Origin of the sequence: Stenotrophomonas rhizophila, assembly GCF_003751305.1 — a bacterium.
Classification (GTDB): domain Bacteria; phylum Pseudomonadota; class Gammaproteobacteria; order Xanthomonadales; family Xanthomonadaceae; genus Stenotrophomonas; species Stenotrophomonas rhizophila_B.
Genome location: NZ_RJKV01000001.1, coordinates 1,735,987 through 1,748,976 on the forward strand (window position 1 = coordinate 1,735,987; position 12,990 = coordinate 1,748,976).

At 66.9% G+C, this 12,990-nt stretch carries 13 protein-coding genes and 1 riboswitch; of the genes, 3 read left to right on the forward strand and 10 right to left on the reverse strand.

Features of this window, described 5'->3' with window-relative positions:
* Position 1: 1 nt before the first annotated feature.
* The 5 genes from pnuC to EDF74_RS07825 all read right to left on the reverse strand — a co-directional run bounded on the left by pnuC (position 2) and on the right by EDF74_RS07825 (position 6,859).
* Positions 2-598: a nicotinamide riboside transporter PnuC gene (gene pnuC / locus EDF74_RS07805; protein ID WP_123729524.1), complete on the reverse strand. Its 597-nt coding sequence runs from the start codon at positions 596-598 to the stop codon at positions 2-4.
* Positions 595-2,760 carry a TonB-dependent receptor gene (locus EDF74_RS07810; RefSeq protein WP_123729525.1) on the reverse strand — a complete coding sequence of 722 codons (2,166 nt, stop codon included), beginning with the start codon at positions 2,758-2,760 and terminating at the stop codon, positions 595-597. The genes pnuC and EDF74_RS07810 overlap by 4 nt, the downstream gene beginning before the upstream one ends.
* 67 nt (positions 2,761-2,827) lie before the next feature.
* Positions 2,828-2,923, reverse strand: a riboswitch (TPP riboswitch).
* A 39-nt stretch (positions 2,924-2,962) separates the two neighbouring features.
* Positions 2,963-4,099 carry a phosphotransferase enzyme family protein gene (locus EDF74_RS07815; protein WP_123729526.1) on the reverse strand — a complete coding sequence of 379 codons (1,137 nt, stop codon included), beginning with the start codon at positions 4,097-4,099 and terminating at the stop codon, positions 2,963-2,965.
* A gap of 99 nt (positions 4,100-4,198) precedes the next feature.
* On the reverse strand, positions 4,199-6,397 hold the full coding sequence (locus EDF74_RS07820) for a hypothetical protein (protein ID WP_123729527.1): 2,199 nt from the start codon (positions 6,395-6,397) through the stop codon (positions 4,199-4,201).
* Positions 6,398-6,469: 72 nt separating this feature from the next.
* The gene (locus tag EDF74_RS07825; RefSeq protein WP_123729528.1) at positions 6,470-6,859 is read right to left on the reverse strand and encodes a RidA family protein; all 390 of its coding nucleotides are present in this window, start codon (positions 6,857-6,859) and stop codon (positions 6,470-6,472) included.
* A 139-nt stretch (positions 6,860-6,998) separates the two neighbouring features.
* Between EDF74_RS07825 and EDF74_RS07830 the strand changes: the two genes are divergently transcribed.
* On the forward strand, positions 6,999-7,916 hold the full coding sequence (locus tag EDF74_RS07830; RefSeq protein ID WP_123729763.1) for a LysR family transcriptional regulator: 918 nt from the start codon (positions 6,999-7,001) through the stop codon (positions 7,914-7,916).
* A 36-nt stretch (positions 7,917-7,952) separates the two neighbouring features.
* On the opposite strand, the gene EDF74_RS07835 is transcribed toward EDF74_RS07830, so the two are convergent.
* The gene (locus EDF74_RS07835) at positions 7,953-8,330 is read right to left on the reverse strand and encodes a hypothetical protein (RefSeq protein ID WP_123729529.1); all 378 of its coding nucleotides are present in this window, start codon (positions 8,328-8,330) and stop codon (positions 7,953-7,955) included.
* A 183-nt stretch (positions 8,331-8,513) separates the two neighbouring features.
* Between EDF74_RS07835 and EDF74_RS07840 the strand changes: the two genes are divergently transcribed.
* Both EDF74_RS07840 and EDF74_RS07845 read left to right on the forward strand, forming a co-directional pair.
* Positions 8,514-9,650: a sensor histidine kinase gene (locus tag EDF74_RS07840; protein ID WP_123729530.1), complete on the forward strand. Its 1,137-nt coding sequence runs from the start codon at positions 8,514-8,516 to the stop codon at positions 9,648-9,650.
* Positions 9,647-10,423 carry a LytR/AlgR family response regulator transcription factor gene (locus EDF74_RS07845; protein ID WP_123729531.1) on the forward strand — a complete coding sequence of 259 codons (777 nt, stop codon included), beginning with the start codon at positions 9,647-9,649 and terminating at the stop codon, positions 10,421-10,423. The genes EDF74_RS07840 and EDF74_RS07845 overlap by 4 nt, the downstream gene beginning before the upstream one ends.
* A gap of 28 nt (positions 10,424-10,451) precedes the next feature.
* Here EDF74_RS07845 and map read toward each other — a convergent pair whose 3' ends face one another.
* The 4 genes from map to EDF74_RS07865 form a co-directional block, all read right to left on the reverse strand.
* Complete coding sequence (map, locus tag EDF74_RS07850; protein WP_123729532.1) at positions 10,452-11,219, reverse strand: type I methionyl aminopeptidase; 768 nt, start codon at positions 11,217-11,219, stop codon at positions 10,452-10,454.
* Complete coding sequence (locus EDF74_RS07855; RefSeq protein ID WP_088433419.1) at positions 11,216-11,428, reverse strand: ParD-like family protein; 213 nt, start codon at positions 11,426-11,428, stop codon at positions 11,216-11,218. The genes map and EDF74_RS07855 overlap by 4 nt, the downstream gene beginning before the upstream one ends.
* Positions 11,429-11,502: 74 nt before the next feature.
* Entirely contained in the window at positions 11,503-11,934 is a 432-nt protein-coding gene (locus EDF74_RS07860) for a RidA family protein (RefSeq protein ID WP_123729533.1), read from the reverse strand.
* A 138-nt stretch (positions 11,935-12,072) separates the two neighbouring features.
* A complete protein-coding gene (locus tag EDF74_RS07865; protein WP_123729534.1) occupies positions 12,073-12,975 on the reverse strand; it encodes a cation diffusion facilitator family transporter in 903 nt (300 codons plus the stop codon).
* Positions 12,976-12,990 lie beyond the last annotated feature (15 nt).

Genomic DNA, 12,990 nt, shown 5'->3' on the forward strand with positions numbered 1-12,990 from the left:
CTTAACCGCGCCGCCCTTCTGCGTTGTGGAGCAGCGCGTCGTTGCGCGCCACCGTCCATGCCCGCAACCCCATCACGGCCAGGCCGACGAACACCAGATACAGCACCGCGGTCACGTGCAGTGACTTGACCATGTACATGCCGACGTAGACGACGTCGACCAGGATCCACAGCCACCATGCGGCCGTGTGACGCCGCGCCTGCCACCACTGGGCGACCAGGCTCAGCGCAGCCAGCATTGCATCCAGCCACGGCAACGCTGCATTGGTGAGGAAGTGCATCGCCGCGCCGAGCGCGATGCCGAAGGCGACGCCGATGCCGAGGTCACGCCACATGGCCGCCCGCGCCAGCGGCATGATCGCGACCCGGCCATCGTCCTCCACTTGGCCACGCCAGCGCACCCAGCCGTAGACCAGGAAGCCACCGAACACGACCTGCAGCAACGTGTCCGAGTACAGCCGTGCGTCGACAAAGACCAGTGCATACAGCGCGACCGAAATCAGCCCGACCGGCCAGGCGAGGGTCACCCGGCGCGTCATCAGCCACACGCCAAGCATGCTGACGATGGCGGCCGACCATTCCAGGAGTGCCGGGTTCATAGTGCGAACGTGACCGACAGCCGGGCCTGACGCGGTGCGCCCGGGAACAGGTAGTAGTCGCCCGAGCTGCTGCCGGTGTCACGCCAGTAGAAGCGGTTGAACAGGTTGTCCACCGAGAGGTTCCAGGTCACCGGATGCTCACCCACCTGATGTCTGAAGCGCAGGCCGGCATCGAACACGCTGTACGCCGGTGCGCTCGCGCGGCCATCGGCAGTGGCCACGTTGGAGGCCGCGTAACGCCAGCCGCCGGTCAGCCCCAGGCCGGTCACGAACGGCAGCTGGTATTCGGCATGCACGGTCGCGCGAGTCCTGGGCACGTTGATCAGCTGGTGGCCTTCGTAGTCCGGCGTGCCGGCATCGCGGGCGCGGGCGCGCAGCACACTGGCGCTGGCGGTCAGCGACAGGCGCTCGGTGAGCTGGCCCTGCGCGGTGAGCTCCAGCCCGGTATGGGTCTGCTGCCCCTCCTGGACGAAGCTGTAGCCGGCATCACTGCCGCCCGGCTTGGCGTACTGGAACGGCTGCGAAGTGCGGAACAGAGCGGCACCCAACGTCAGCGCATCGCTGCGCACATACTTGACGCCCACTTCGGTCTGGCGCGACAGCACCGCGGGCAGGAACGTGCCTTCGTTGGAGGTCCAGAACGGCGCTTCCTGGCCGAGCGAAATGCCCCGCACGTAGCTGACATACGCGTTGACCTCGTCGGTCGCCTTCCAGACCAGCGCGGTCTGCGGCAGGAAGCGCGACAGGCGGCTGTGGCGCTCGGGGTTGCCACGCTTGTCGTAGGCACGCTCGTCCAGGCGGACAAAACGCCCGCCGGCCAGCCACTGCCACTCGCCGAAGCTCATGCGGTCCAGTGCGAACACCGCGGTCTGCGCGCTGTCCAGACGCCGCGCGGAGGGGCCCGGCATCAGCGGCGACGGTTCGAACTGCGGCACCTGCGCATCGTGGATGTTGGCGGTGCCCACGTACTCATTGACATTGCGTCGCTTGTCCACGGTGCGCTCGAAACGGTCCGCACCCACACTCAGCTCGTGCCGGATATCGCCGGTGGCGAAACTGCCGCGCACTTCGGCACGGAATTCCAGGTTGCGGCGGGTGTCGTCCGGGCTGCGGTAATCGTAGATGTCGTAGTCGCCGTTGGGCGCGAAGTAGTTGCCCGGCACGCCGCCATCGGCACAGCCGGCGGCGTAGTAGCAGCCGTAGGCGAAGGCGACGTTGTCGTCGATCACCGAGCGGCTGTAGCTGGCCGACACCCGCGATTGCCACGTCGGGCTGAAGTCGTAGGTATGCAGTGCAGTGAGGTTGGTGCTGTCGATGCCGACCGGCCGCTGCCAGGCCTGATAGCCCAGCATGTGCTTGCGGTCCACGCCGCGCGGCAACTCGGTGGCGCCCAGCAGCTGATAGCCCGAGGCTGAGCGCTGCGCGCTGGTCTGGTAGTTGGCATCCACCTCGAGCTTGCCGCGTTCGCCGATCAGCCAGTCGGTGGCCAGCGAGTAGAAGTTGCGGCGGCCGTCGGCATGGTCGATGTAGGAATCGGTGTCTTCCCATGCGGCATTGAAGCGCACGCCGAAGCGAGGCGACAGCCAGTGGCCGACATCCACGGCGGTGTAGCGGGAGCCTTCCGAATCGGTGCCGAGGGTGACGTTGCGGACCTCGGCCGTGCGCTTGCCCACGTAATTGATGATGCCGCCGGGCGCCATGACGCCCGCGGCGAGCCCCGCCTCACCCTTGAGGATCTCCACCGACTGGATGTTCTCCAGCGCCAGGCGCTGCTCGCCGGTGATGGCCAGCCCGTTGAAACGGTAGCCGGTACCGGTATCCAGCGGGAAGCCGCGGATCGCGATGTTCTGGTAGTAACCGACCGGCGCGTAGCTGTCGCCCAGCGAGGCATCGTTGCTGGCCAGTTCGGACAACGTGCGCACCTGGCGGCTGTCCAGCAGATCGCGATCCAGGACGTTCACCGAGGCCGGGGTGCTCTTCCAGTCACCCGCGCCGAAACTGCTGGTCTGCGTGGTGGTAGCTGCCGGCTGATGCGCCTGCACGCGCACGGCGGCGAGCTCGGTCGGCGAGCGCTGGGGCGCGTCCGCGAGATCGTTGGCATGAAGAGGCAGCGCGGCGCAGAGGGCGGCGGACAACAGCGTGGGGCGGAAGCAACGGTTCATTCGATTCGTCATCAGCTGGGGGAGACGAAGCGAAGGCACGCACGCCCACCGACCCATCACGGCGGTATGCCTGCTGCTCAAAGCTCCCTACGCCGGTGCAAACCGGATCAGGTTCCAAGGGACTCTCTCAGCCTGGTTTCGCCAGGCACCCCCGCTTCTGTGACTATTTCACTACAAACCGTACGGATTTGCGAGCCTGCCCTCAGGCAGCGGCATGCAGCGCCTTCAGCAGGCCCTGCCCTGCCGGGGTGCTGAACCAGTCAGTATGCCCGAGCAGGAAGGTGTGGTAGGCCACGTCGGCATTGGCCGGCGAGTGCGTCACGCCCTCGAAGTACTCCACTTCCGACAGCGCGAAGTCGAGCTGGACGATAGGAAGCAGATCGGCCAGCAGGTGCACGCGCTCGGCAGACAGCGGCACGATCTCGCGGTAGCCGGCCAGCAGGGCCAGCGCGATATCCACGCGCACGGCCGCCTCGCCGCTCTCCAGCGCCAGCCAGGCCACCGCGTTGCGTTCAATGGCGGTGGCCAGGTCGAACAAGGCACTGGTCGGTGACGCCAGGCCGACATCGAGCACGGTATCCACCACGTAACTCTCCCCGTCCTGACGCCAGAGCAGGTTGGACACATGCCAGTCGTTATGCGCCCAGAGGCGGGGTTCGGCCTGCAGCCGTTTGGCCAATCCGGCGTGCCACGGCAGCACCGCCCGCTGCAGATCGGCCTGCCAATCCTGGCGCGCGAGGTAGGCCGCCAAGCCCGGACGATCGTCGAGTCCGGCCTGAAGGGTGGCGATGGGATCAGCGGCGCGGATCAGATCATCGCGCGCGACCAGCAGATGGGTGTTGCGCTGGGGCGCGTGATGGCTGGCGGACGCATGATGCAGTCGCGCCAGCATCCGGCCGGCCTCGCGCGCCTGTGCGGCGTCGGTCAGCAACGTCCAGGACGGCGCATCGCGGTAGATGTCCTGGCCACGGCCCACGGTATGCAGCTCGTAGGTCCAGCCATCGTGTTCGACCGCGGTTGCGCCGTCCCGATCATGCAATACCTCGACCACGGGCACGCCCTGAGCGGCGAGGTGCTGGAGCAGGCGATGCTCTTCGGTCAGCCCGGCCGCGCTGCGTACGCTGCCATGGTGACGCTTGACGAACACCCTGCCCTGTTCGCTCTCGACAATGGCGGCGGCAGACATCGGCCGCGGGCTGTGCCACAGCACCTGGCTCGCTTCGCCCAGCTGCGGAAACCGCTCACGCAGCCAGGTGATCTCCCGGTCGGTGATGGCGGGCCAATCGGCGGCCACCTCATCGTTGTTGAGGCCTTGGACGCGGTGGGGGCTGTTGCTCATGGGATGACGGGTCGATGACGGCGAGAGGCACGCTGTCACCAGACAGTGGGCGAGGCGAGGATACCAAGCCGGGCCCACCGAGGGGAGCCAATCACTCCCTCAGGGCGTGCCGTTGCCCTGCTTCGTGGCGGCCGGCTTGGCCGGCAGCAGCCGCGGCTGCTCGGCATACCAGTCGCGGGCGCCGGCAAGGTGCCACTTGCGCTGCTCGCCCTGCAGCTCGATGCCGGCCCCCAGCACGCCCCAGCGCAGGTAGAGATCGCCGCGGCGCTTGCCATGACTCAGATCCAGCCGCGCCTGCAGGGACAGCCGCTCGTTCTCGGCCTGCAGATCCTCCACGATCAGCTCGCCACTGCGCCAGCGCAGCTGCCCACTGGCCTGCACCTCCCCGGAATCCAGCATCCCGAGTACCCAGCGCGGGTATTCGCTGCGCTGGGCGAACACGCCGAGCAATGGACCGGCATCGCGCAGGCGCAGGTCGGCCAGGCCATCCACCTGGAACGGCGCGGCCGCATCGATGTGGCCACTGCGGATCGCCACCTTGCCCCACCAACGCCCGTCACTTTTTTCATCACCCACGTGGATGTTGCGCAGGTCCACCGTGGTGCCACCAAGATCAAACTGGCGGCTGTCGAAATCCGCACGCTGCAGACGCGCCCGCAGCTGCGCATCGCCGCGCATCGCGATGCCCGCCACACTGAGCCGGGCCCCGGTGCCGCGTAGATCGGCACTGCCCTTGCCTACCCGACCGGAGGCATCCAACGACACATCACCGCTGAGCAGACCGGTACCGCCGAGCAGGCGCACGTTATCGTTGCCCAGATAACGGTTGTAGGCGGTGAGGTCGGGCACCCGCGCATCGGTGAAGCGCAGCTGGGCCCGCATGCCATCACTCAATTCCTTCAACCGCGCATCGCCGCGCAGGGTCAGCGCCAGCTGGCGCCCATCGAACAGCACCGACTTCGGCGCATGGGTGGGCGCAGCCTGGAAGCGCGGGATCTGCACCTTCAGTTCTGCCTGCGGTGGTTCGCCCTCCACGATCCGGCCCTGTGCGTGGGCGTCGCCGCGCATCCTGACCCCTGCAACCTCGGCCACGGCAGCCACCTGCGGGATATCCACCGTGCTGCCCGGCGCCAGTTGACCATCGGCGAGGATGACGTCTGCCTTGAGCAGCCCACCGCCATCAAGGTGGAACCACGGCTTTTTCACGAACAGATCGCTGATCCAGTTGAGCGACTGGAACTGCCAGGCGCCCTGCACTTTGCCAGACAGCCGTGGAAGCAGCTCGGCCGGCGCCTGGAACGGAATCTTCCGGCCGGTCACGCGCAGATCGGCATTGAGTTCGCTGCCCGTTTCCGGGTCACGCGGGAGCCGGGCCTGGACGCGCATGTCCTGCGCCACGTCCAGTTGCAGCGACAGCAGGCCACGGTCATCGGCGTGGACGCCGGCATGCAGGGGCAGCCGCCAGACCAGCCGGCTGCCCGGTCGCAGCGCGCCCTCTTCCAGGGTCACGTCCGCGGTGAGGCGGGCATTGGAGACCGCACTGCCCACTTTGACGTGCGGGCCACCGGTGTCGATGCGCAGGCCTTGGCTGCGGGCATCGATCTGCAGCTGCGCCCAGGTGATGCCAAGTTTCTGCAGTCCCGGCGCGTCGTCACGATAGTGCCGCGGGAAGTGGAAGCGCGCGGCGATATGGGCATCGTCCAGCACGTTGACCCCGTCGAAACTGACCTGGGCATCATCGAAGCCTGCCGTGGAATCGAACAGCTCCGACGGCCCGCCCTTGAGCTGCTTGAGGAAACCGACATTGCCGCGCCCTTGACCGACGATCAGCAACTTGCCGAAGCGACCACTGCGGATGGTGTCGCTGTGGATCGCATCGAACCGCAGCGTCCAGCCACGGTCACCCCGCGGCGGCGGGGGAATGGCCTTTTCAACCCGCTCGACCTCGGCTTCAACCCCTGTGGCATCAATGCGCGGAATGCGCACTTCCTTGCGCAACAGCGCCGGCAGATCGATCCAGGCACTCGCCCGGTCGGCACGGAACACATACTGCGTGCGATTGGCCTGGCCGCGCATGCGGATGTTCCAGACCACGGCCTGCCCGGGCAGCAGGGTCAGCGCCGGCCCGGTCTGCATGGTGAACTTTTCAGGTTTGCGGTTGGTGACCGCATCGAACAGCGGCGTATTGAGGAACACATTGCCCGCCAGCAGATACAGCGCATACAGCGCCAGCAGCGACAGCAACGCCACGCGCCACGGCCGGGGCCAGCGCTGCACGCGCTCGGGAATCAGGGGCATGTGGGTCCGCAACAGGAAGCAGGATGACGGCTTACTATCGGCAAAATGCAGCCGTGATCGCGTGAAGGCGTGCTACGGAAGCTTCGCGATCACCTTGATCTCCACGTCGAATCCATACAGCCAGGTCACGCCGATACCGGTGAGCGTGGGATACGGCGCCTCGCCCCAGTACTCCGGAACGACGGCCCACACCCGCTCGAAGACCTGCTCGGGATTGACCAGGAACACGGTCACGTCGACGACATCATCGAACGTGCACCCGGCCGCGCCAAGCACCGCATTGAGGTTGTCGAACGCACGCCGTACCTGCGCCTCCAGCTCGGGCTCGGGCGAACCATCCTCGCGGCTGCCAACCTGCCCGGACACGAACAGGAAGCCATTGGACCGTACTGCCGGCGAGTAGCGGTTGCGCTCGTACAGGGCCTGGCGGCCCGGCGGGAAAACGACGTCACGTGTTGCCATGATCAACCTCTGCCCTGGGCCGATGAACGGCTCGTCATGAATGAAACGCCACAGTAGACCGCCATGGGCACCTGATAAACGCGGCCGCCCCGGCAACATTGTTTGTAGAATCCAAACAATCAGCCCCCGTGGAATGCAGATGGACCGGTTCGACGCAATGCAGGCCTTCGCCAGGGTGGTGGAAACCGGCAGCTTCACCAAGGCCGCCGAAACGCTGCAGATGAGCCGCACGACGGTCACCCAGCTGGTACAGCACCTGGAGGCCCGGCTGCGGGTGCGCCTGTTGAACCGCACCACCCGGCAGGTGAATGTCACCGCCGATGGCGCGGCCTACTACGCACGGGTGATCCGGCTGCTGGCCGACATCGACGACGCTGAAACCAGCCTGTCCACTGCGGCGGCGGCGCCTCGCGGGCGCCTGCGGGTGGACGTGCCCGCCCCATTCGCGCGGCTGGTGCTGGTGCCGGCCCTGCCCGACTTCCTTGCCCGCTATCCGGAGATCCAGCTCGATCTGGGCGTCAGCGATCGCCACGTGGACCTGATCGACGAGAACGTGGACTGCGTGATCCGCGGTGGACAGATCACCGATCAATCGCTGGTCGCCCGCCATATCGGCGATCTGCAGGCCGGCATCCACGCCTCGCCCGCCTACCTGCAGCAGGCGGGCATCCCCGCGCATCCGCAGGACCTGGAGCAGGCCCCGCATCGCGTGGTCGGCTACCTGCGCTCGCGCAGTGGCACGGTTCTGCCCTACACCCTCCAGCGCGGCGACGAACAGGTCACCGTGAAGGGGCACCACCTGCTCGCGGTCGATGATGGCAACGCGTATCTCGCCGCGGGCGTGGCGGGCCTGGGCGCGCTGTGGCTCCCCGACTACATGGCCGCCCCGCATGTGGCCGCGGGCGAGCTGGTCCGGCTGTTCCCGGAGTGGCGCATCGATGCGATGCCGCTGCACCTTGCGTTCCCCCCGAACCGGCATGTCAGCGCCAAGCTGCGGGTGTTCATCGACTGGGTCGCGACGCTGGTGGAGCAGCGCATGCCGCGTATGCGTCCGTAAGCGCGGACGGCGAACGGCACTCGCCGCGCCCCCCTGCTATCGGCCACGCGTTGGCGTCTGTGGCTCCAGCGCAACCGCACGATCATCCGGTGTTTTCTTCAGCGGCGCGATGACCAGTGTGTCGCCCCTGCACACATCCACATCGCGGTAGACCACCCGTCGTCCGTTGCGGAACGCCACGCGAAGGTCGAACCGGCAGCCTTCGTCGGCCAGGCGGATCATGGTGCTGCCGCCGCCACCCGCAAGAATATTGATCGACCGCGGCGCAAACGCTTCCGTGCCGGCTGGCGCGACATCGAGGGTCACCACGCTGTCGTGCGCCCGGTTGAGCAGACCCAAGTAACGCGCCTGTCCGCCGTGGGCGGCACCGGCGAGCAGCAACGAAACGAGCAGAAGGGGGCGGATCAGGATCATGGCGGTGCTCCAGGCAGGTGATGGACACCCGCATCACGCGCCCGCCGGCCGGATCGGCCAACCGATCCGGGACGAATCGTCGCCACGACCAGGCCAATCGTAATGGGCCGTCATGGCGCTTCCCGCCCTCCCGCCGCCTGCCTAAGATGAGCGTCGCCAGAGATGCCTGGCCCGGAATCGACCATGTACATTCGCCTCGGCAGCACCCGGATCCGCCTGTCCCGCTACCTCGCCCTGTGGACGGCGGTGGCCGTGGTGTTCGCTCTGCAGACCTCCATCAACGCCGGCCTGCCGAACAGCCAACAACCCCTCTGGGATCTCCTGCGCTGGTCGCTGATCCAGTGGTACACCTGGGCTGCCCTGGCGCCCACGGTCTTCCGCCTCGCCGAGCGCTTTCCGGTACGCGGCAGCGGGCGCCTGTACGGGCTCGGCGCACAGGTGGTGGCCAGCGTCGGCATGACGTTCATCGCCATGGTCGTGGGCGCGATGGTTTCCACCCTGTTCGAGCCGAGCGGTTTCTTCGAGCAGCTGGGCTACTTCCTGGAGCAGCACTTCGCCATCGGGCTGCTGACCTACTGGACCCTGTTCGCGATCCAGCAGGCCATCCATTTCCACGCCGAGAAGGCCCGCCGTGAACTGGAGGCGAGCCAGCTGGCCACCGAGCTGGCGCAGTCGCGTCTGCTCTCGCTGAAGTCCCAGCTGCAGCCGCACTTTCTGTTCAACACCCTGCACGCGATCATTACCCTGCTCGACGAGGACAAGGTCTCGGCAGAGGACATGCTGTTGCGCCTGAGCGACCTGCTGCGCGCGTTCCTGGAAGACTACGACGGCCAGGAAATCAGCCTGCGCCAGGAACTGGACCTGATCGAGCTGTACCTGGGCATCCAGCGCACCCGCTTCAAGGATCGGCTCACCACCCGCACGTACATCGCTCCGGACACGCTGGACTGCGCGGTGCCCAGCCTGATCCTGCAGCCGCTGGTGGAGAACGCGCTGCGCCATGGCATCGGCCAGCGCGTGGGCAGCGACACGATCGAGATCGAGGCCCGCCGCGATGGCGACACGCTGTGCATCGAAGTGCGCAACCGCAACAGCACCCTTTCGGCCGAACCGACCGCATCGGCCGGGCACGGCATCGGCATGTCCAATACACGCCTGCGCCTGAAGGAACTGTACGGCGACGCCGCCGATGTCCGGCTGGACATGCTCTGGCCAGAGGGCGTGGCCTGCCGCATCCGCGTGCCGTTCCGTGAACTGGGCAGTGCCGACGAGGCACCCGAATTCACCCCGGGTACAACGCCGGGGATCGCGCCGGCATGAGCCTGACCGTACTGGTGGTCGATGATGAGCCGATCGCCCGGCATGCGATCGTGCGGTTGCTGCGCGATGATCCCGAGATCGACATCGTCGGCGAATGCGGCGATGGCATCTCGGCGGTCGGCGCGATCCGCAGCCACTCACCGGACCTGGTGTTCCTGGACATCCAGATGCCCGCGATCAACGGCATGGACGTGGTGGCCACCCTCGGCGCGGCGCGAATGCCGGCCACCGTGTTCGTCACCGCGTACGAGCAGTACGCAGTGAAGGCCTTCGAGGCCAATGCCGTGGACTATCTGGTCAAGCCGTTCAGCCGGGAGCGCTTTGCCGCCACGCTGCAGCGGGCGAAGGCGCGGCTGTCGGCGGCGAGCGGCGTGGGCGCACAGGCCTCGGCGCAGATCCTGCAGGCGCTGGATGCACTGCGCCAGCGCGACGACTACCTGCAGCGCATCCCGGTGCGGGTCGATGAGCATGTGGTGCTGGTGGCGGTGGGGGACATCGTCTGGATCAAGGCGGCACGCAACACGGTCGAGATCCACCTGGTCGACCGCATGCACGAGCTGCGTGAGACCATGACCACCCTCGCTGCCCGGCTGGATCCGCGGCATTTCGCGCGCGTGCATCGCTCGGCGATCGTCAACGTGCGCCGGGTCAAGGCGATCCATCCGTGGTTCAACGGTCACCACGTGGTGACCATGGACACCGGCCAGCAGCTGCGCATGAGCCGCTATCAGAACGAGGCATTCCTCAAACTGGTGTCCACGCGCAGCGAATGAGGTCGCCGAGCCAGGTCCGTTGGCCGCGTCAGCGCACCACGCGCTCGTCTGCCCGCAACGTCAGTACGTCGACGCCATCGGCAGTCACCAGCACAGTATGCTCGGCCTGCGCCGACAGTTTCCCGTCGCGGGTGGTCACGGTCCAGCCGTCGTCACTCATGTCGATGGCGGCGCGGCCCTGGTTGATCATCGGCTCGATGGTGAAGGTCATGCCCTCCTCCAGCTCCAGCCCGTCGCCGCGGCGCCCGAAATGCAGCACCTGCGGTTCTTCGTGCATCTCCTGGCCGATGCCATGGCCGCAGAATTCGCGGACCACGCTGTAGCCATGCGCCTTGGCATGCTGCTGGATCGCAAAACCGATGTCGCCCAGCGTCGCCCCTGGGCGCACCATGCCGATCCCCTTCCACATCGCCTCGCGGGTCACACGCACCAGCCGCTTGGCCGCGTAGTCCACCTCGCCGATCAGATAGGTCTTGCTGGAGTCGGCGATGTAACCGTCCTTCTCCAGGGTGATGTCCAGATTGACGATGCTGCCGCTGCGCAGGATCACACCCGATGAGGGCACGCCATGGCAGACCACGTTGTCGATGGAGGAATTGAGCACGTAGGCAAAGCCGTACTGGCCCTTGCTCGCCGGGCGCGCGTGCAGCTGATCGACGATGAAACGCTCGACCCAATCGTTCACCTGCAGCGTGCTCATGCCCTCCAGCGGCAGCTCGTCCAGCGCTTCGAACACCTGTGCCAGCAGGCGTCCCGAGGCGCGCATCAGTGCCTGTTCTTCAGCGGTCTTGATCATGCCTCGGCCACCCGCAACGCGCCCGGTTCGACCCCGGCGGCACGCAGTTCACGGCTGACGATCTCCTGGTAGCTCATACCCGGATTCATTTCACACAGCATGCCGATCTTGATCCAGAACCCCGCCTGGGCATTGATCGAGCGGCCCGAGACGCCGCTGGCGCGGCGCAGGTTGTCGTGCAGTTCGTCGTCGATGTTGACGATACCCATGGGCGAGCCCTCTGAAGTGATATACACATCATATATGTTTCGTATATCACATGAGAAGGCCCGACCCGGATCGCTCAGCCGGTGTACGCCGTCGCCGCGATCTCGAACAGCATGCCCTCCAGCGCCAGCCGCGGCACCGGGATGAGCGTGCAGGTCGGCGCACGGCCCAAGGGCCAGCGGCGGCCGATCTGATCAGAGAGGATGCCGAGCCGGTCCTGATCGTGATCCACCACCAGCACGGTCACCGTGGCCACGTCGGCCAGGGTGGCACCGGCCGACGCCAGCGCCAGGCTCAGGTTGTCCAGCGCCTGGACGACCTGCGCCTCGAAGCGCGGCGACAACGCGCCATCGGCGGTCTCCCCGCCCTGCCCGGCGATGTGGATCACGCGGGCGGGCAGCCGCACCACGGCAACGTGGGAATAGCCGTTCGCGGTCGGGTCGTACAGCCCGGACGGATTGATGAAACCAAACAGGCCAGCAGGCGCAACAGGGGTATCGGTCAACATAGGGGAGGCGTCGTCGGGGAGTGAGTGCGCAGTCTCCGGCCTCAACTGCGGTTGAGGTCAACGGCGCGCACTGCAACGCTGCGATGCGCCGTCGCATTGCCCGTGCAGAGCTGCCAGAACTGAGTCCCGTCCCCGGCCTCAGGTCCAGGCCGGATCGGCCGTGAAATCGATGGTCAGCCAGAACTCGCTGCCGCGCGCATCCAATCGCTCGGCGATCTCGTCGCGCATCGCGTCCACGTTGCCGATGGTGCCGATCACCGTTTCCGGACGGGTCAGGATGTGGATTTCCACGAACCGCATGCGGCCCATCTTGGCCACGTGGCTGGTGAAATCCAGGTAGCCGTGCTCGGCGACGAAGTCCTTCATCACCGCCTGCACGCGCGCATCCAGCGTATCCGGCGCCACCTGCAGCACTTCGCGCATGGCCTTCCAGGCGCTGCGCAGCGGTACCGGCAGCACCGCGACACTGATTGCGGCCAGCACCAGTGGATCCAGGTAGGGAATCCAGTGGGCGTGCTCGCCACCGCGCAGCAGCAGCGCGATCGCGAACGCCAACACCACGGCCAGGCTCATCAGCCCGCTGAGCAGCCAAGCGCGCACGTCCAGCCACAGCAGCGCCGAACGCAGCTGCATCGCACGGGTACGCACGAACGCCGCCATGGCCAGGTTGCTCACGCACAGTACGGCGGCCCACAGCAGCGCAGGCCCAGCCTTGACCTCATGGCCCCCGGTGGTCAGCCCGATCACCGAGTTGGCCAACGCATAGATGCAGGCCAGCGACAGGATCGCGCCGCCGAGCGCCTCCACCATCGGCTCCAGGTGCCAGTACCCATACTGGAAGCGCGGGCTTTCTTCCCGCGCCACCAGCCGCAGCACCGACAGCGCCACCAGGGTCAGCGCCACATCCACCAGGCTGTAGACGCCGTCGAACAGGATGGCCTGCGATCCCACCAACAGGCCGCCGATGAAGCCGATGGCGCTGACCGCCATCGTCACCCCGATGGAGAATGTGAGGACCCGCTGCTCGCGTGCTGTATCCATCGCTGGCCGAAGGTC

Bases quoted from the DNA above. Each gene is read 5' to 3' on its own strand.
- EDF74_RS07835 (WP_123729529.1), bottom strand. From the start codon at position 8,330: ATGATCCTGATCCGCCCCCTTCTGCTCGTTTCGTTGCTGCTCGCCGGT.
- EDF74_RS07840 (WP_123729530.1), top strand. From the start codon at position 8,514: ATGTACATTCGCCTCGGCAGCACCCGGATCCGCCTGTCCCGCTACCTC.
- EDF74_RS07860 (WP_123729533.1), bottom strand. From the start codon at position 11,934: ATGTTGACCGATACCCCTGTTGCGCCTGCTGGCCTGTTTGGTTTCATC.
- EDF74_RS07810 (WP_123729525.1), bottom strand. From the start codon at position 2,760: ATGAACCGTTGCTTCCGCCCCACGCTGTTGTCCGCCGCCCTCTGCGCC.
- EDF74_RS07830 (WP_123729763.1), top strand. From the start codon at position 6,999: ATGGACCGGTTCGACGCAATGCAGGCCTTCGCCAGGGTGGTGGAAACC.
- EDF74_RS07815 (WP_123729526.1), bottom strand. From the start codon at position 4,099: ATGAGCAACAGCCCCCACCGCGTCCAAGGCCTCAACAACGATGAGGTG.
- EDF74_RS07855 (WP_088433419.1), bottom strand. From the start codon at position 11,428: ATGGGTATCGTCAACATCGACGACGAACTGCACGACAACCTGCGCCGC.
- EDF74_RS07865 (WP_123729534.1), bottom strand. From the start codon at position 12,975: ATGGATACAGCACGCGAGCAGCGGGTCCTCACATTCTCCATCGGGGTG.
- EDF74_RS07845 (WP_123729531.1), top strand. From the start codon at position 9,647: ATGAGCCTGACCGTACTGGTGGTCGATGATGAGCCGATCGCCCGGCAT.
- map (WP_123729532.1), bottom strand. From the start codon at position 11,219: ATGATCAAGACCGCTGAAGAACAGGCACTGATGCGCGCCTCGGGACGC.
- EDF74_RS07825 (WP_123729528.1), bottom strand. From the start codon at position 6,859: ATGGCAACACGTGACGTCGTTTTCCCGCCGGGCCGCCAGGCCCTGTAC.
- EDF74_RS07820 (WP_123729527.1), bottom strand. From the start codon at position 6,397: ATGCCCCTGATTCCCGAGCGCGTGCAGCGCTGGCCCCGGCCGTGGCGC.
- pnuC (WP_123729524.1), bottom strand. From the start codon at position 598: ATGAACCCGGCACTCCTGGAATGGTCGGCCGCCATCGTCAGCATGCTT.